The 18,814-nt window shown below is 69.1% G+C and carries 12 protein-coding genes; 5 read left to right on the forward strand and 7 right to left on the reverse strand.

Translation table 11 applies throughout. The annotated features are described in order from the left end of the window. The first annotated feature begins 25 nt into the window (after window positions 1–25). The 5 genes from yidC (at window position 26) to ACSJJR_RS05495 (ending at window position 5,168) form a co-directional block, all read left to right on the forward strand. Window positions 26–1,213: a membrane protein insertase YidC gene (gene yidC / locus ACSJJR_RS05475; RefSeq protein ID WP_435942520.1), complete on the forward strand. Its 1,188-nt coding sequence runs from the start codon at window positions 26–28 to the stop codon at window positions 1,211–1,213. An 84-nt stretch (window positions 1,214–1,297) separates the two neighbouring features. Then, the gene (locus ACSJJR_RS05480; protein ID WP_435942521.1) at window positions 1,298–1,864 is read left to right on the forward strand and encodes a protein jag; all 567 of its coding nucleotides are present in this window, start codon (window positions 1,298–1,300) and stop codon (window positions 1,862–1,864) included. A 32-nt stretch (window positions 1,865–1,896) separates the two neighbouring features. After that, window positions 1,897–2,583 (forward strand): 16S rRNA (guanine(527)-N(7))-methyltransferase RsmG, encoded by a 687-nt coding sequence (rsmG, locus tag ACSJJR_RS05485; RefSeq protein ID WP_435942523.1) that lies wholly within the window; start codon window positions 1,897–1,899, stop codon window positions 2,581–2,583. 390 nt (window positions 2,584–2,973) lie between these two features. Then, the gene (locus tag ACSJJR_RS05490; protein ID WP_435942525.1) at window positions 2,974–3,876 is read left to right on the forward strand and encodes a ParA family protein; all 903 of its coding nucleotides are present in this window, start codon (window positions 2,974–2,976) and stop codon (window positions 3,874–3,876) included. Further along, on the forward strand, window positions 3,876–5,168 hold the full coding sequence (locus tag ACSJJR_RS05495; RefSeq protein ID WP_435942526.1) for a ParB/RepB/Spo0J family partition protein: 1,293 nt from the start codon (window positions 3,876–3,878) through the stop codon (window positions 5,166–5,168). The genes ACSJJR_RS05490 and ACSJJR_RS05495 overlap by 1 nt, the downstream gene beginning before the upstream one ends. A gap of 590 nt (window positions 5,169–5,758) precedes the next feature. Here the strand turns inward: ACSJJR_RS05495 and ACSJJR_RS05500 are convergent. The 7 genes from ACSJJR_RS05500 to ACSJJR_RS05530 all read right to left on the reverse strand — a co-directional run bounded on the left by ACSJJR_RS05500 (window position 5,759) and on the right by ACSJJR_RS05530 (window position 18,814). Further along, window positions 5,759–6,715 carry a D-alanine--D-alanine ligase family protein gene (locus tag ACSJJR_RS05500; RefSeq protein ID WP_435942528.1) on the reverse strand — a complete coding sequence of 319 codons (957 nt, stop codon included), beginning with the start codon at window positions 6,713–6,715 and terminating at the stop codon, window positions 5,759–5,761. 10 nt (window positions 6,716–6,725) lie between these two features. Next, on the reverse strand, window positions 6,726–8,036 hold the full coding sequence (locus ACSJJR_RS05505) for a PLP-dependent aminotransferase family protein (RefSeq protein ID WP_435942670.1): 1,311 nt from the start codon (window positions 8,034–8,036) through the stop codon (window positions 6,726–6,728). Between the two features lie 1,210 nt (window positions 8,037–9,246). Beyond that, a complete protein-coding gene (gene thrC, locus ACSJJR_RS05510; protein WP_435942529.1) occupies window positions 9,247–10,686 on the reverse strand; it encodes a threonine synthase in 1,440 nt (479 codons plus the stop codon). A 123-nt stretch (window positions 10,687–10,809) separates the two neighbouring features. Continuing rightward, the gene (trxA, locus tag ACSJJR_RS05515) at window positions 10,810–11,136 is read right to left on the reverse strand and encodes a thioredoxin (protein ID WP_435942531.1); all 327 of its coding nucleotides are present in this window, start codon (window positions 11,134–11,136) and stop codon (window positions 10,810–10,812) included. Between the two features lie 415 nt (window positions 11,137–11,551). After that, entirely contained in the window at window positions 11,552–12,478 is a 927-nt protein-coding gene (gene trxB, locus ACSJJR_RS05520) for a thioredoxin-disulfide reductase (RefSeq protein ID WP_435942532.1), read from the reverse strand. A gap of 136 nt (window positions 12,479–12,614) precedes the next feature. Continuing rightward, window positions 12,615–16,418 (reverse strand): lipid II flippase MurJ, encoded by a 3,804-nt coding sequence (locus tag ACSJJR_RS05525; protein WP_435942534.1) that lies wholly within the window; start codon window positions 16,416–16,418, stop codon window positions 12,615–12,617. Continuing rightward, complete coding sequence (locus tag ACSJJR_RS05530; protein WP_435942536.1) at window positions 16,415–18,814, reverse strand: DUF6049 family protein; 2,400 nt, start codon at window positions 18,812–18,814, stop codon at window positions 16,415–16,417. Before ACSJJR_RS05530 ends, ACSJJR_RS05525 begins: the two co-directional genes overlap by 4 nt.

Consider the following 18,814-nt stretch of genomic DNA (forward strand, 5'->3'; position numbering starts at 1 on the left):
CCCCGCACGCACAGCAAGGAGTGCAATGGACACGATGCTCTGGCCCCTGAAGGTGGTCGTTGCCTGGGTCATGGTCTACATCCACAAGGCCCTGACCTTCATCGGTATGCCCGACGGCCCCGGTGTTGCCTGGGTCCTGTCGATCATCGGCCTGACCATGGTCGTGCGACTGCTCATCATGCCGCTGTTCGTCAAGCAGATCCGCGCCAGCCGCGGTATGCAGCTCATGCAGCCCGAGCTCCAGGCGCTCCAGGCCAAGTACAAGGACAAGAAGGACCCGGCCTCCCGGCAGAAGATGCAGGAGGAGACCATGGCGCTGTACGCCAAGCACGGGACGAACCCCTTCTCCTCCTGCCTGCCGCTGCTCGTGCAGATGCCGGTGTTCTTCGCGCTCTTTAGGGTGCTGGCCTCCCTCGAGGCGGTCGCCCAGGGCACCTACGCCAACCACGACTCCATCGGCCCGCTCACCGCCCAGCTGGCGGCGGACGTTCAGGCCTCAAGCGTCTTCGGCGCGCCGCTGTCCGCCTCCTTCATGAACTCTGATGACATGACCACCAAGGTCGTCACCGTCGTCATGATCATCATCATGTCGGCCACCCAGTGGTACACCATGGCGCAGCTGAGCATGAAGAACATGCCGGAGTCCGCCAAGAACTCGGACAACCCCATGATGCGCTCGCAGCGCATGATGATGACGATCATGCCGATCTTCTTCGCCTTCACGGGCGTGCAGTTCCAGATCGGCGTCCTGGTGTACTGGGTGACGACGAACCTGTGGACCATGGGCCAGCAGTTCTTCACCATCCGCAACATGCCGGCCCCCGGCTCGGAGGCGGAGAAGAAGCACCGTGCGCGCGTCAACGCCCGGCGCGCAGCCAAGGGCCTGCCCACGCTCGAGGAGGAGGAGGCCGCCCAGCGCGCCGCCGAGCTCGCCGAGCAGGCGGGTCAGCGCCGTCAGCGCGTGCAGCCGGTCCGCAAGGACCGTCAGAAGCGCAAGGCGGGCTCCGCTGTGCCCACGGCCCCCGAGGAGCAGCGTGAGGACGAGGTCGGCGGGGTGGTCGAGGGCTTCACCGCCGATGAGGAGGCCGCCATCGAGGAGATCGAGACGAACATCGTCGGCCTCACGCCTGAGGAGATCGCGCGCCGCCGCTACGAGAAGCGCGCCCGCCAGCGCCAGCAGCGCAAGAACAGCAGCAAGAAGCGCCGCCGCTGAGGCCGCGCCGGGCCTTGTCCACGACCTCCGCGGGGCGGCGACACCGACGCCACGCGGTCCGCACCTGACAGAACGGAAGATCCCATGACTGACAACACCGCCGTGTCCAGCACCGTCAAGCGCCTCGAGGAGGAGGGTGAGGTCGGCGCCGACTACCTCGAGGAGCTGCTCGACATCGCAGACCTCGGTGGCGACATCGACATCGACATCGACCACGGTCGCGCCTCGATCGCCATCGTGGCCTCCGAGGAGGGCGACGAGCGCGAGCTGGCCGATCTCGTCGGTGAGGAGGGCGAGGTGCTCGAGGCGGTCCAGGAGCTCACGCGCCTGGCCGTCCAGGCGCGCACGGGCAACCGCTCGCGCCTCATGCTCGACATCAACGGTTACCGGGCCGCGCGCCGCGAGGAGCTGACCGCGGTCGCACAGGAGGCGGTCCGTCGGGTTCAGGCCACCGGTGAGACGGTCGCCCTCGAGCCGATGAACCCCTTTGAGCGCAAGGTATGCCACGACGTCGTCGCGGCTGCCGGGCTGGTCTCGGAGTCCGAGGGCGCCGAGCCCCACCGCAGGGTGGTCGTCCTGCCCGCCGACGAGGTGGAGGGCGACGAGGTGGAGGGTGACGACGCCCCCGACGAGGACACTGACGAGGCCTGAGGGCCAGCGTGGGGCACACCGTGGGTGACGAGATGACGGCTGAGGACAGGCAGGAGGCGGCGGTGCCCGGTGAGGACGGTGGCGCCCGCGAGTCCTGCGTGGTGGAGGAGCCCAGCGAGGAGGTGCGCGAGCTGTTCGGCGTCGCCTTCTCCGGCGCGGAGCACTTCGCTCACATGCTCCAGGACCAGGGCGAGCTGCGCGGGCTGGTGGGTCCTCGGGAGATGCCTCGCCTGTGGACCCGTCACATCGTCAACTCCGCCGCGGTCGTGCCTTTTCTGCCCGGACGGGGCACGGTGGCGGACGTCGGTTCGGGGGCCGGTTTCCCCGGGGTCGTTGTGGCGTTGCTGCGCCCAGATCTGGATGTCACCCTCATTGAGACGATGGAGCGTCGGGTGGACTGGCTGTCCGACGTCGTCTCAGAGCTTGACCTCGACAACGTCCAGATCGTCAGGGCCCGGGCGGAGGAGGTGCGCGAGCGCTATGACGTCGTCACCGCGCGCGCCGTCGCCAACCTCTCCCGGCTGGTGCGGCTCACTGCTCCCCTGCTGCGCCAGGGGGGCAGCCTCCTGGCGCTCAAGGGGGCCAGGGCTGAGGCGGAGGTTGAGGACGCCCGGTACGTCATCAAGAAGGCCAAGCTCGAGCCCGCCGTCATTCACGAGGTCATCACCCCCGGTGACGAGCTCACCAAGATCGTCGAGGTCCGCCGGCCCAGGCGCTGAGCTGGGACCGGGCGCGGCTGGGACCGGGACCTGGCACGGCTGGGCACCGCGCGGCCGGAGTGTGACGGACCGGTGCTGAGGCAGCCGGGGCGGTTGCCGCCGAGCGTGCGGTCGGAGGGCGGCACGTCCCCGGAAGTCACGTGACGGCTCTGAAGCCGTCCTTAAGTGGTGGTGCGCTGGCGGCACGTCCCCGGGGAGGCACCTGTCCGGTACCGCTGTCCGTGGGACGGCCCGCCTGGAGGGCACCACGGACCGGTCGGGCGACATCGGAACCTTAGCCCCTGGGGACGGCCCTGGCTGTCCACAGGCCTGGGTCTGACGTCCGTGCCCTCACATAGACTGAGGTGCCCGGCAGGATCCCCTGCAGGACGTCGCCCGAGGAGTACAGGTTTGCCAGGTTCCATCTTCGACCAGCTCCAGGCCGACCACGCTGCCCTTGAGGACATCGCGGTCGGCGGCTTCCCGCGTCCCGAGCAGACCCGGGTCATCGCCGTCGCCAATCAGAAGGGTGGGGTCGGTAAGACCTCGACGGCCGTCAATGTGGCAGCGGCTCTTGCGGAGGTGGGTCTGCACGTACTCGTCATCGACGCGGACTCTCAGGGCAACGCCTCAACCGCTCTGGGTGTGGACCACGATGAGGAGACGGCGTCGATCTACGACGTGCTCGTTGAGGGTGCGCGGATCCAGGACGTTGTCAGCCAGACGCGGTTCGCTCCTACCTTGTGGTGCGTTCCCGCCTCCATCGACGCGGCCGCGGTTGAGATTGAGCTCATCAACGCTGCTCAGCGCGAGTCACGCCTCAGGCTGGCACTGCGCGAGTACCTGCTCAGCCGTGCTGACCTCGGTCTGCCACGCATTGACTACGTCTTCATCGACTGCCCTCCGAGCCTGGGCATCATGACGATCAACGCCTTCGTTGCGGCAGGTGAGGTCCTCATACCGATGCAGGCCGAGTACTACGCCCTGGAAGGCCTTGCCCTGCTCACCCGTTCAGTGGACCGCATCGCGGAGATTCACAACCCGGCACTGCGGGTGTCGATGATCGTGCTCACCATGTTTGACCAGCGCACCACCCTGGCCCGTGAGGTTGAGGCTGAGGTCCGCACGTACTTCCCGTCGGCCACCCTCCAGACGAGGGTCCCTCGTTCGGTCCGTGTGGCGGAGGCTCCGTCATTCGGCTCCCCTGTGGTGTTCTGGGACCCGCGCTCAACAGGGGCGGTAGCGTACAAGCAGCTCGCCCAAGAGATCGCCCAGCGCGGCACCAATGGGCACAGTGACATCGAGGAGGCCTGATGGCACAGAAGAAGCGCGGTCTGGGACGGGGCCTCCAGGCACTGATTCCCGAGGCGCAGGCAGAGAACCCGTCGAGCCGTCCAACGGATGTCTTCTTTCCGTCCAGTGGTCGTGGCACTGACGCGGTACGTGGTTACGAGGGGTCGTCACGTGCAGCGGAGATCGCCGAGGTGCTGATGGAGCCCTCAAAGCGGGCCCGTGCAGCCACAAAGAGGCCGGCCCGTACGCCTGAGACAACGGTTTCACGTGAAACCGTGCCGAGTGCGGGAGTGAGTCACAGCAGTGCGGCTGGTGTTTCACGTGAAACCACGTCTGCGGGTTCGTCCCGCTCGGTGAGCGCCGGGGCTGCGTCACGTGAGAACACGACCGACCTCACCTCCCCTGGTGAGAGTAACGGAGCGGTTTCACGTGAAACACCAGTGGTGGTCGCAGCAGCGTCGCCAGCCTCCGGGGAGGACGAGGGACTGATCCCAGTTCCGGGCGCCACCTTTGCCGACCTTCCCGTCGAGATGATCGTTCCCAACCCGCGTCAGCCGCGGCAGGTCTTCGATGACGATGACATTGCGGAGCTGGCTGCCTCCATCGAGGAGGTCGGACTGCTCCAGCCGGTCGTCGTCCGCCGTGTTGACGGTGATGACGGCTCGACCACCTACGAGCTCATCATGGGTGAGCGCCGTCTGAGGGCGGCCAAGGTCGCCGGCCTCACCTCAATCCCGGCCGTGGTCCGGTACACGGATGATGAGGACCTTCTGCGTGATGCCCTGCTGGAGAACCTGCACCGCGTGCAGCTCAACCCCCTTGAGGAGGCCGCGGCGTATCAACAGCTCCTTGAGGACTTCAGCTGTACCCACGCGGAGTTGTCCCAACGCATCGCGAGGTCTCGTTCCCAGATCTCCAACACCTTGCGTCTGCTCAAGCTGCCTGCACTTGTGCAGCGGCGTCTCGCAGCGGGCGTCCTGTCGGCCGGGCACGCGCGCGCTCTCCTGGGGCTTCCGGACGCCTCGGCGATGGAGCGGCTGGCGCAGAGGATCGTCGCCGAGGGACTGTCTGTGCGTGCGGTCGAGGAGCTGGTCGCACTCCATGATGAGCCTGAGGTCCGCGCCCCGGTGCTGCGTACGCGCAGCACCACGCTCCCCGCGCTCTCCACACGTCTGTCTGACGCTTTTGACACCCGGGTCAAGGTGACGCGAGGCGCCAAGAAGGGCAAGATCACCATCGAGTTCGCAGGAGATGAGGATCTTGCGCGACTCATTGAGGCTCTGGCGCCTGGTACATCGCTGTCGGAGGACTGAGGTCTCGCACCTGACAATGGTTGCGGAGCCGGCGAACCGTGCTGCGGTGGGGACGGCGGTGTGCGGCTGCGGGCTCCTCGTCCTGTGCGACGACACGCACGACGTGCTTCGTTCGGGGTTTCGGGTCGGTGGGGTGCTGTTGATGGCTGCCGGTTGGTCCGGGTGGCCGCGGGTGCTGCGCAGTGGTGGCCGGTACGGCTGGCGGTTCGAGCTCAGGTGACGGACAGGCCTGTGCGTTCACGGAGGCCGCACCGCCGTGGCACGTCAAGGGGCGCGTGACCTCCGCCCGCGTGTGTGAGCGGTGTGTGAGTTTGGCGCCGTGTGCGTCAACGGTGACGTCAAGTCCTCAGGGCGGTCGCGATGCGGTAGGAACGTCCATCGGGCACAAGACGGCCTTCGCGGTCGCGGTGTGCGCTGGCAGCGGTGTGCTGAGGCTGCGTTCGGTGGCAGCGGGCTAGGCGTCGCATGGCTGTCGGGAGGTCTCTCTGCGCGAGTCCGTCGCTACATATGAGGGTGGGTCTTGCGTGTTTCACGTGAAACACGCAAGACCCACCCACTGGTCGCGTTGCCTCACACGAGCACGAGTTGCCTCACGCCCGTACGAGAGGGTTCCTGACAAGAGCCTCGTAGATTGACGGGAGATCGCCGTCGGCCTCAGCAGCAAGTGGGAACAGAGATGTCTCCGTCATCCCCGGTACCACATTGACATCAATGAACCAGGGTGTGCCGTCCTCGGCCAGGATCAGGTCGGTGCGGGAGATGTTGCCGAGACCGAGCGTCCTGTGGACCCGAAGTGCCGTCTCCTGCACGAGCGTGGTCTCTGCACCTGTCAGCCGTGCGGGAGCGAAGTACTCAGAGCGTCCGGGGTTGTAGCGTGCGTCGAAGTCGTACTGCCCCTCCGTGACCACCTCGACGGGCGGAAGCGGGCGAGGACCGTTGCCGACATCGACGATGGAGACCGCGATCTCCCTGCCGGGAACGTAGGACTCGATGAGGGCACGCTCGTCATAGGCAAAGCAGCCGACCATGGCCTGACGAAGCTCATCGGCGTTGGTCACGAGGGACACTCCAAGGCCTGATCCGCCCTGGTTGGGCTTGACGACGACCGGAAGACCGAGATGACCAGAAACGACGCCAAGAACCTCCTGTGCCCCGAGCTGGGAGAAGTAGGACTTGGGTAGCGTCACCGAGTCGGGTGTGAGCACCCCGCCGGTACGGACTGTCGCCTTGGCGGTCGGCTTGAAGGAGGCACGCTGGCAGCCATCTGAGTGCGTGCCGACGTAGGGAAGTCCCAGGGCGATGAGGATGTTCTGCAGGCCGCCGTCCTCACCGTGGGAGCCATGAACGAGCGGCCACACGACGTCGGGTCCGAATGCCCGTAGGGAGGCGATCATTCGGGCATCGACGTCGAGGATGAGAACGGTGTGGCCAAGGTGCTTGAGAACCTGGGCCACGCGGTGGCCCGAACGCAGCGACACGTCGCGTTCGTGGCTGAGACCACCGGCAAGAATGGCGATGCGCAGGGGCTCTGACGTCGGGATCGACATGGCGTGTTCCTCAGATCTGGTCGGGTGCCGGGGCGACGATGCCCTCGACGGGGCGGGACGATGTGGGGCCAAAGAGGTCGCGCAGCTCCAGGTCACGGCTGACGACTTCCGACAGGCGTCGGACACCCTCGCGGATCTCTACAGGCTCGGGATAGCAGAACGACAACCTCATGTGGTCGCGGCCGGATCGACCACCGGCATAGAAAGCTGTTCCGGAGACGTAGGCAACGAGGTTGGTGACGGCGCGGGGAAGCATGTCCTTCGCGTCGAGTCCGTCGGGCAAACCAACCCAAACGTAAAACCCGCCGTCGGGCACGTTCCACGTGCACTGAGGCATGAACTCATCAAGGGCAGAGACCATCGCGTCTCGCCGTCCCCGGTACATCACCCGGAAGTACTTGATCTGTTGCTGCCAGTCGAAGTTGTCGAGATACATCGCGATGGAGTACTGGCCGACTGAGGAGGGGCAGAGGATGGCGGCTTCCGAGGCCAGCTTCATCTTCTCCCTGACGGCGGCCGGGGCCACAGCCCAGCCGACTCGGTACCCCGGAGCGAAGATCTTGGAGAAGGAACCGAGGTACACGACGTCGTTGGGAGCGAGCGTCTTGAGTGCCGTGTAGGTCTGGCCCTCGAAGCCGAGCAGTCCGTAAGGGTTGTCCTCGACGATGAGGATGTGGTGCCGACGGCAGATGTCGATGACCTGAGGCCTGCGCTCCTCCGAGAGGGTGACACCAGCCGGGTTGTGGAAGTTCGGCAGGCAGTAGAAGAACTTGATGCTCCTGCCTTCGCGCTCAAGCTGGATGATCCGGTCCTCCAGTGCCTCCGGGACCACCCCATCGGCATCAATGGCAACCTGCTGGACATCGGCCTGGTAGGTGGCGAAGATCGACAGCGATCCGACGTATGTGGGTGCCTCGGCAAGGATGACATCTCCTGGGTCGATGAAGAGCTCGGTGATGATGTCAACGGCCTGCTGAGACCCCGTCGTGATGATGACGTCCTCAGGGTCGGCGTCGATCCCTTCGAGAGCCATGATCTCGGGAATCTTCTCGCGCAGCGCTGGTAGCCCCTGGCCGTTGCCGTACTGCAAGGCCCTACCGCCGTCCTTACGGATCATCTGCGCTGTCGCCTCGGCGAGTGCATCGAGAGGAAGGTCCTTGAGATTTGGCATACCTCCGGCCAGCGAGACAACCTCGGGGCGAGAGGCGACGGCGAAGAGTGAGCGGGTCTCAGAGGCGCGCAGTCCGTGGGCACGTGCGGCGTAGCTGTCCAGCCACGGATCAAGTCGGTTGCCCTTGACCTGGTTCGCATCACTCACGATCGGCTCCTTGCTCGGCGGGACCCTCCGCACCGCGAGGACAAGTTTGCCACTAAGGCGAGGGAAGTCCGGGTGCTGACGAGAACGCCGCCACACCTTGCCGCGGCAAGGGTCGGACGGTGGACGCTACGGTTCGTCAGGAGTGCAGGTGGTTCTCTTGCCGGCGCCGTGCGCAGGCGCCGTGGATGGCAGCGGCAGGTAGGTCCGAGCCGGGAGCGAGGTTAGACGCCGCGTTGGTTGTCTTCGTGAGCCGGTTGTCTTCGTGACAGGGATGGATGCTGCCTCAGATGAGGGAGTGTTTCACGTGAAACATGGCGCCGCGTGGAACTGATCGTCATGCGGCACTTCTGACGCCTGCCAGTGCCCAGCCTCCGGTGAAGGCCCCGATCATGTGCGGCGTGGTAGCCCATGCGGGCGACGAGTGTCTGGGCGGCACTGATGTGGGCACTCCTCCGCCTGGGTGGCGGCGAGGCGCACCTACGCCGCAGATGGTGGAGGCGCGCTCATGTGATGCTCCTGGGCGTTGGGTTAGAGCGACCGGGTGGCACCGACCCGGAGGTACCGACCCGGTGGCACCAACCGAGGGCACCAACCCGGAGGCACCAACCCGGAGGCACCAACCCGGAGGCACCAGCCAGTGATACCTCAAGACGCAGGGACGGAGCACAGCATGAGGGTCAGCGAGGATGAGGGCCGGCATGGTCTTCCTGGGCGGTAGGACGGTGCGAATGGCGGCGTGTCACCCGCCATATCGAGATGGCGATGGACTGCCGGCTCTTGCACGGCAACAAGGTCCAGATGTCACCCCCGATGTCGGCCGGGGCGAGGGTGCGCTCACGCCCCACGAGGGCGACGGTTGCGTGTGCCCCCGCACCCCTCACGTGGCCACGTTGCACCTCCGCCCAACGTGTAAGGAGGGGCGCGAGGACGCACTGTCGTCACGCGTGGCGGCGTTGGTCGCAAGCGTCGTGCTACGGCGCTCTCAACCGGGAAACGAGTGCTACCAGAGCGAGGCCAGAGTGTTTCACGTGAAACAGAGTCCTCGATCGCTGACGCGGTTCCGATGGGGGGCGGGTCTCCGTCGAGGCGCCAGTGGCTTCAGACCGAGGTTTGAGCCGAGGCTCCGGTACATTGTGCGCCTGCCAGACCTCAGGCACCGACGGCTCTCACGTCAAGTTCTTCCTGAGGCACCGAGGTGCTGGGAACACCCGCCTCAGGACTCGGCGGGAAGCACAGCGTCCTTCTCGATGAGCGCGCGGAGCGCCGCGAGGTCGTTAGCAATTGTCTCGACGTGCTGCTCGGCCTCCAGGAGAGCCCGGAGCTCGGCGTCCGGAGCAGGGGCGGAGCCCAGAGCCTCGGCGACCGTCTCGCCGAACTTGGCCGCCTTGGCGGTCTCCATCACGAGAGTCGGGAAGCCGGGCTGCATCAGCTGCAGGGCCACCGTCACGCCGTCAGCGGTGTGGGGGTCGATGAGCCTGCCGGTCATCGCGTGGACGAGCCGGATCGCGGTGAGCCGGTCCGCGTGGGAAGACGAGGCTGAGATGAAGCCGTAGCGCTCGCGCATCGTGGACACGTGCTCGGACAGGTCGGTCCGGCCGTCTTCCTCCAGCCTCTGCCAAGCCTGTGCGAAGGCCCCAGGCCCGAGCAGCGCCCACAGGAAACGCTCAAGGTTGGAGGCCTTGGAGATGTCCATCGACGGGCTGGAGGTGGCGAGTGTGGCGCTGCTGGGACGCGGGGCGTACACGCCGGTGCGGAAGAACTCGTCCAGCACGTTGTTCTCGTTCGTCGCCAGGATGAGCCGACGCAGTGGCAGACCCATCTCCCGGGCAAGGTGCCCGGCGTAGATGTTGCCGAAGTTGCCCGAGGGCACCGTCACGTCCACGCGGTAGGTGGCACGCTCTGCAACAGGAAGCTCGTCCGTCACCCTGAGCCACGACCAGACGTAGTAGACGATCTGAGCCGCGATGCGCCCGAAGTTGATGGAGTTGACCGCGCCAATGGCGTAGCGGCGCTTGAAGTCCTGGTCCGCGTTGACTGCCTTGACGAGGTTCTGGCAGTCGTCGAACACGCCCTCCACCGCGATGTTGTGGATGTTGGCGTCCGCGAGGGAGTACATCTGAGCGCGCTGCACCTCGCTCATGCGTCCAGCCGGCGACAGCATGAAGACGCTGACTCCGTTCTGGCCCTTGAACGCGTGCTCTGCCGCGGAACCGGTGTCCCCGCTCGTCGCGCCCAGGATGTTGAGCACACGCCCCTGCCGACGCAGGACGTAGGGAATCGCCTGACCGAGGAACTGCATGGCGAGGTCCTTGAAGGCCATCGTCGGGCCTTCGGACAGACCGACGAGGATGAGCCCATCGGCCACCTGGTCCAGGCCGGTGACGGGCACGACCGTCCGAGGGAACCTGTCCTGGCCGTAGGCGGCCCGGGTGAGGCTGAGCAGGTCCGCCTCAGGGATGTCGGTGGCCCACAGGCCGATGACCCGGGCTGCGAGGTCGGCGTAGGGCAGGGGGCGCAGCGCCTCGAGGTCAACGCTGGACAGGGCGGGAACGGTGTCCGGGACCGCCAGGCCGCCATCGGGAGCCAGCCCGGTGAGCAGGACGTCGGCGAAGCCGACCGGTTCCATGCCGCCGCGCGTCGAGATGAACTGCATGTGCCCGCCTTCGTCAGGAGTGTGCTGTGGTCCTGGCACTCACACTACCGGTGGTCGCCATGCGGACCCACAGCGCCCAAGGAACGGGCACTGGTCCAACGGTGCGCACCGGCGATCGGCCCGTCAGGGAAGAACGCGCTCGATCTCGGTGCGGAACGCCACCTTGGGGCGCGAGCCCGCGAACTGGTGGAAGACCTCACCGTCACGCACGACGGCGAAAGCCGGGATCGAGCGGATGCCGAAGGACCGTGTGGTGGCCGGGTTCTCGTCGACATCGACCTTGACGAACTTGACCTTGCCGGCCATCTCCACGGCGATCTCGTCCACGACGGGGGCCATCTGACGGCAGGGTCCGCACCACCCGGCCCAGAAGTCGATAACCACCGGGACGTCGGAGGCCAGGACCTCAGTGGCGAAGGTGGAGTCGGTGACGGGCGAGACAGAGGACATGGGGATCTCCTGTGATCATGGCGAGTGGATATCGGTGCTACGACGGGCTGTTGCTGGGACTAGGACGAAGAGAACTGGGACGAAGGGCCGGAGGTCGCGGGGCCGACGACGGCGCCCGGGACCGAGGTGGGCGCTGACGCGAGGCGCTCGGGCTGGCTGGTGTGTGGTCGGCACTGAGGTGCCAGCCCCAGGGACGGGGCTGAGGTTGGGCCGCTGCCGAAGGGGCCGCTGCCGGGGGTGGGCTGGCGCCGATAAGCGGGGCTGAGGCCAGGACCAGGTCACCACCCGGTGCCGGGCCCGGGACAACGACCCGGGGGCGCCGACGAGGCACATGACCTCGGGCCCCAGGTCTTGACCCCCGGACACAGCCTCAGCCCCACAGGACATAGGGCCTAAGTCCCGAGGTTCTGGGTGCTCAGACGGACAGTGCCGCCAGGTACTCCTGGGCGTCGAGCGCGGCACGGCAGCCGGAGCCGGCCGCGGTGATCGCCTGCTGGTAGGTGGGGTCGGCGACGTCGCCACAGGCGAAGACGCCAGGGACCTTGGTGCGCTGGCTCGGGGAGGCCACCTGAATGTAACCGGCCTCGTCGAGGTCGAGCACGTCGCGCACGAGCTCGGAGCGCGGGATCTGCCCGACGGCGACGAAGAGGCCGGCGGCCGGAATCTGGCGCTGCTCACCGGTGACCGTGTCCGTGAGCGTGACGGACTCGAGCGCGTCCTGCCCGTGGAGCGCCGTCACGATGGAGTTCCACGCAAAGCGGATCTTCGGGTCGTTCATCGCCCGCTCCGCCATCGCCGCGGAGGCACGCAGCTGGTCGCGTCGGTGCACCACCGTCACCGAGCTGCCGAAGCGGCTGAGGTAGGTGGCCTCCTCCATGGCGGAGTCGCCGCCGCCGACGACGACGATCGGCCGGTCCTTGAAGAAGAAGCCGTCGCAGGTGGCGCAGTAGGACACGCCGTGGCCGGAGAGGCGGTCCTCGTGCTCAAGACCGAGCTTGCGGTACTCAGAGCCGGTCGAGATGATGACGGTGCGGGCCTCGTAGACCTCGTCGTCGGTGGTGATCCGCTTGATGTCGCCGGTCAGGTCCATGGACACGACGTCCTCGTAGCGCAGCTCGGCGCCCAGGCGCTCAGCCTGCTCCTGCATCTGGGTCATAAGCTCGGGGCCCATGACGCCATCGACGAAGCCGGGGTAGTTCTCGACCTCAGTGGTGTTCATGAGGGCTCCGCCGGAGGTGACGGAGCCGCCCAGGATGACCGGCTTGAGCTGGGCTCGAGCGGCATAGATCGCTGCGGTGTAGCCGGCTGGGCCGGAGCCGACGATGACGACGTCGTGAATCATGACTCTCCTCGGGTGGACGGGGCTGGTCCGCCGTGAGCGGGCCCTGGAACGCCGTCGTGGGCGATTCCGATGTGGGTACCCCTGAGTATCACCCTGAGGAACCGGTGATGAGAGAAAAACATTCCCGCAGGCGATCTTATCGAAGCGTGATCTCAGTGATCGTGACCTTGAACAGTCCGTCCGACGCCGTCGGCAGGTCCGTCACCCACACGACGACCGATCCGGTTGAGGTCGCAGGGAAGGTGAAGGTCGTCGTGCCGGCGGTCATCGGCCCCTGCGCCAGCAGCGTGCCCCCGGTGGGGTCCTCGGGGCTCGTCGCACGGATCTGCACGTTGCCCCCCGTGCCAGTGCCCTGCAGCTCGATGCTGGAGACCTGCGTCGCGGTCTCGAGCCTCACAGCCACACCGATGCCCTGTTTCCAGGCCAGCGACGAGGCCGCGTAAAAGCGCGAGTACCACTCGGTGGAGGGGTCGCCGTCGATGAGGTTGCCGACCAGCTCCGGGTGCTCGTTGCGGTCGTCGTAGGGGTCCAGGGACTCGGCGCCGCTGATGACGATCGGCGCGCTGGGCTCGACCTGCTCCTCGGTGGTCATCGCCGTGGGCACTGTGCGGGCTGCGGGCACGTCCTCGTCAGCGATGGGGACACGACCGAGCTGGAGGAGGTTGTTGACGGCCAGGTAGACGCCGACGACGACCGCCACGAGCGCCAGCGCCATGACCGCCGCGGTCGTCAGGCTCAGGCGGGGGCCACGGGCCTGCTCCGGCTCCTGGGCGGCTGGCGCCCCGACGGCGGGCGCACCGGCCGGAGCCGTGTCGCGGGCAGCGGACGCGCCGGCTGCCGGCCACGTGGACCAGTCCTCAGGCGCCTGAGGGTCGTGGTGGTGCCCGGTGTCCGCGGTCCCGGCCTCGTGGACCAGCTGTGGAGCCAGCGTGCTCAGGCTGACAGTGCTGCCCTCGTCGCCAAGGGCAGCGGCCTGCACCCCGTGGGCCACGGGGCCAGCGCCCACGACGTCGGGTCCCTCAGCGGGAGGCAGGGCGCTGGCAGGGGGCACGCCGCGGGAGGCGGACAGTGCCTTGAGGCGCGCGAGCAGTCCCGCGGCACCGGCGGCCGCCTGTGAGGCGGTCCGGGCGAGGCTCCTGGTGACGGCCGCACGCGCCGTCTGCAGGCTGGAGGTTGCTGCGGGCGCGGGTGTGGGGGAGTCCGGGCCCGCCCCGAGCGGGGTGGCAGGCGCTGCGGCCTCGACCACGGGAAGCACCGAGGTGTCCCAGGGCCTGAGGGCGTGCGCCACCTCGGCGGCGGACTGGGGTGGCGGCCCACCCCAGGTGCGTGCCACCAGGGCGTCCAGGTCCGGCTGGTCGGCCACGGCCGGCACCAGGGTCGAGGGGGCGACGGGCGCGCCGGCGTGCACAGGGGCCGCGACGATGCCGGCCCGCTTGCCCGGCCAACGCCCCGTGAGGCCGTAGTAGAGCAGCTCGACGAGCGCGTGGGCGTCCCTGCGGTCCGCCGCTAGCGGGTCCTCGCCCGCGTCGTCCAGGCCCAGCAGCGCCGCCTCGATGCCGATGCCGGAGAGCTGGACGGTGCCGTCGGGGCGCAGGCGCACGGACTCCGGGGAGAGGCTGAGGTGGTGCAGGCCGCGGCGGGAGCAGGCGTCCAGGGCCTCGGCGGCCTCACCGATGATCGCCCGCACCTGCTCGGGGCGCAGGCCGGTCTCCACAAGCGCCCTGAGCGTGCGGCCGCTGGCCGGCTCGGTGATGATGTGCCCAGGGTCGGTGTGCTCGACATCGAGGACCCGCTGGGTGCGCGGGTCGTCCACGAGGACGGCCCGCGCGGCCGTGGACAGGACCTCCTGGCGGTTGCGGGTGGCGGCAGTCAGGGCGAGGACGGTGACGTCGCGGTCGAGGATCGTGTCCCGTCCGGCGTGGCGCACGACGTGGGGGAGGGTCGTCGGCAGGGTCCCGAGGAGGCGGTAGCGGCCGGTGCCGATAGGGGTGCCCTGGGGCGTGCCGCCCGCTGAGCTGGGGCGACCGGCAGCGACCACAGTGGGCCCCCCTTCCGTGTGCGTGTGCTCCGACGCCGTTGAGGCGTGCGCACTGAGTCTATCCGCGTGCGCTCCCGGCTGGGAGGCCCGCTGGCTGGCCGCGGCTGCCCGGCCGGGTGAGGGCGCGGCTGGCCCGGCGGGTGAGGGTCCGTCCGCCCCGGCGGGTGAGGGCGCGGCTGCCCCGGCCGCCGGCAGCGCCAGCGCCCGGCCCAGGCGCTGGAGACCTCGGCCCGCACCGCCCGGCAGGAGGCCTCCCACCGCGAGCACGAGGCGCGAGACAGGCCCGAACAGGACCCCCAGCTCCGTCACGCGCGCCACCCTGGCTGCCGCCAGGTACGTCAGCGTCATGAGCACGGCGGCCAGCAGCACGGTCAGGAGCGCGTCCGTCGCCCGGGTGCCCGTCAGTGACCCGTCCGTCGGCCCCAGGAGCTGGCGCACCCCCCATCCGACGACGAAGGCGGCGAGGGCAGCACCCACCAGGCGCGCGTAGGTCGAGGCCACCCGGCGTCCGTCCAGGCTCGGCAGGTGCCGGCGCAGGAGGGGCACGATCGCCGCCGAGGCCGCGGCCAGGCTCGCCACGTTGGCGACCGCGGCCCACATCATCCACTGGTCGGCGGGCGCCAGCAGGTAGGCGAGCACGCAGCCCAGGGCACCGACCCCTCCCACCACGCTGTCGGCCCGCACGAGCCTGCGGGTGTCGGCGTAGGCCAGCATGACCCGTTGGGTGGTGAACCAGATGCCCTGCAGGGGGATGCCCAGGGCCAGGACGGTGAGGATCGGGGCCGACGCCGTCGCCTGCGCCAGGGACAGTGAGGGGACGAAGAGCTGCAGGGCCGGGGCGGACAGGGTGGCGATGCCGACGGCGAACAGGACGGTGAACACGCCCACCGAGCGCAGGCCCAGGGACAGGTCGTCACGTACCCCGTCCCTGTCCCCGGCCGCGGCCTTCTCACTCATACGCGTGAACAAGGCGGTGATGACCGAGGCCGTCACCAGCGACTGAGGCAGCATGTAGACGAGAAGCGCGTTGGCGTACATCGTCGTCGAGGGCACGATGACTCCCGCGTACTGGGCTGACTCGGCAGCCGTCACCGCCCGCGACCCCAGGTTCGTCACCGCCAGGTCCCCCAGTGAGGAGACGGCGGTGCCCACCAGGGCCCACAGGGCCACCTTGGACATCGTGCCCAGGCCGGTTCCCTTCAGGCCCCACACAAGACGCGGACGGAAGCCCGAGCGCCGCAGCGGCACATACAGGACCAGGGCCTGAAGGGCGATGCCCAGCGTCGTCGTGCCCCCGACCAGGGCGATGCGGCCCGCGTCCCACACACCCGGGTCCTGACCCTGGGTGTAGCTGCCGTACAGGCGCAGGTAGGCCAGGATCGCGATGATCGAGACGATGTTGTTGAGCACCGGCGCCCACATGTAGGGCCCGAAGTTGTGGCGGGCGTTGAGCACCTGGCCCCACAGCGCGTACAGGCCGTAGAAGAAGACCTGCGGCATGCACCAGAAGGCGAAGGCGTAGGCCAGCGGCTGCCAGCGGTCCAGGCCCGAGGCGTACAGCGTGACCACCAGCGGCGCCGCGATGGTCAGGAGCGCGGCGAGCGCGGCGATGATGGCGGCCGCCGCCGTGAGCAGGCGGTTGACGAGCTCGTCGCCGTTGCGCTCGCGCATGACGCGCACGATCTGCGGCACGAGGATCGCGTTGAGGACACCGCCGATGATGAGGTTGTACAGCTGGGTGGGCAGCATGTTGGCGACGTTGAAGGCATCGGCGGCGCCCGAGGCGGTCGCCCCCAGGGCCGCGATGAGCAGTGCGTTGCGCACCAGCCCGAGCAGGCGCGAGGCCAGCGTCCCGGCTGCCATCACCGCGCTCGAGCGTGCGATGGACCTCTGCGTGCTCATTGCTCCCCCTCGGTCCTGGTCCGTGTGCGTCCGGTCTCCTCGCTGCCGCCCTCACCCGCGCCGGCACCGTCCTTGACGGAGGGCCGGGCGAGCTCGGTCACGGGCGCTGCCCGCCGTCGGCCTCGACGCACCGTCCGGATGATGCCGACGACGAGGACGAGCACCAGCAGGCCCGCGACCACCCGTGTGCCCACGTTCTCCCAGTCCGCGTGCACCCGGGTGAGGATCGTCGTCGGCGTGCCCACGCTCGTGCCGTCAGCGGCGAGCAGGTCGATCGTCACCGTGACCTCACCGGAGCCCACCGCCGTGATCGGAACGCTTGCCGTGGCCTCACCGTGCGCCGGGACCGTCACCTCGACGTCCTGCGAGACCTGTAGGCGCGTCGAGCTCGGCTTGAGGTGCACCCGCACCGTCACGTCCTGGTCGAGGGAGGACATGACCCGCACCGGCATGGCCGCGGACTGCGCGATGACGTTGATCGTGGATGACGGCGCCGCACCCAGTCTCGCCGCCACCGCGTCCCTCAGGCCGACGACGGCAGCCGTGTACGCGCTCCTGCCCGCCGTGTCCGTGCGCCAGGCGCTCGACGTGCAGGCGGAGACGACCTGCGTCGCCCCGCCCGTGACGGCCTGCGGGTCTGACAGGACCGACTCCAGCGACTCCAGGACCGTCGTGGCCTGCCTCGCTGCGGCCAGGTCCGCGGCGGTGAGCTCACCCTCGCCCGGGGCCACCTCTGGCAGCGGGTCACGCGCCACCTGCTCGCCTTGGGACTCGTCCTCGTGCGCGGAGCTGATGAGCGATCCCAGGTCCTGCGGCACCGTCCAGCCGGAGCCCAGCACGGCCTCCAGCCTCTCGTCCAGGACCTCGGCCGGCTGGGTCGCTGCCTCGGCGCGGCTGACGGCGACGACGACGTCGCGACCCATGCTCGGAGCCTGGCGCACCCGCACGGCGGTGTCGGCGCGCAGCAGCTGGCGGGCGTCGAGCCGGGACAGCGCGACACCCGCCGCGGTGCCCGAGGACGCCTCCGACAGGTCCTGGTCGGGCACGAGCACCGTGCGCCCGTTGACCGTCGTCGTGCCCGAGGGCGTGTAGAACAGCTCCTCGCTCACCGGCAGGTCACCCGGGGAGGCGATGACGGTGGTGACCGTCTCCGGCAGGAGGGACAGCGTCGCAGCGTCGAGCGGGCCGGCCGCCAGGGCCGTCGTCGTGCCCGCAGCCAGCCCGCTGCCCAGGGACTCGTCCAGTGCGGCGGCCTCGTGGCTGGCGCGGGCGAGGGCGCTCTGGGCCAGGTCCGTCTCACCGAGGTGGGCCAGGGAGGCAAGGTCCGCGTCCTGCCAGGCCAGGACGACGACGTCGCCCGCCTCCAGCGCCGCCGTCAGGGCCTGGGTGAGCTCGGTGCGGGCCTGGCGCAGCACCGTAGAGGAGTCCGGGGCGCCCGTGGGCTGGGAGGTGGGGGTCCCCGTCGGGGCCGGGGTGGGTGCCGTGGGATCCGCCGTCGGGCTGGTCGTGGGGACGGGCCCCTGCGTGGCGGTGGAGGAGTCCGGGGCCGGGGTGGCGTCGGCCTCCTCCACCTGCGCGTCGTCCTGCCCCAGTCCCAGGGCCTGGAGCAGGGAGGGGTCGATGGCGAGCACGACACCCTCACGGGCCAGGCCGAGCAGTGCCGTCACCCGCTGGCGCAGCGCCGTCACCGTCCGGGCGTCCTCGGCCGAGGCCTCCGGCGAGGACTCGAGGGTGGTGGAGGACAGCAGGGCCGTCATCTCGGCCCCGGAGGCTGCGACCGGCACGACGGCGGTCACCCGGGAGGCCTGCACGGAGGCGCCGGGGTCCCACAGCAGCAGCGTGCGGTCCGCCGCCACGGTCTCGTAGCCCTCGGTGAGGATGACCTCGACGCCACGCGGGCCCCACTGGTCCGTGTCGTCAAGGGGCAGGTCGCTGGCCGGCACCGTGATCGAGAAGGAGCGCGTCTCGCCGGGGGCGATGTCCCCGGTGTCCTCGACACGCACCTGGCTCACCCGGGTGCGGTGGTCCTGGGTCAGCCACAGCTCGAGGTCCTCAACCGTCACCTCGGTGCGGGTCTGCACCTGCACGACGAGGCCGGCCTCGTGCACCGGTGTGCTGGTGCCGTTGGTGACCGTGCCCGTGATCGTCACGGACTCCTCGCTGGTGAGGACCTCCGGCAGGAGCGAGTCCACCGAGAGGGTCACCTGGCCCTCGACGTAGGGGGCCGAGTCGGGCAGCGAGGCGCTGGGCCGCGACAGGGCGGTGGTGGTGGAGGCCGCCCCGGCCAGGGGTAGCGCGAGGGCCGCCTGACCGCAGGGCGAGGCGACCGCCGTCGGCACCAGAAGCACCGCGGCAGCCGCTTGGGCCGCCCAGGCGCGCAGGAGGCGCCACCCCAT

It is taken from the genome of Actinomyces sp. W5033 (assembly GCF_051303165.1).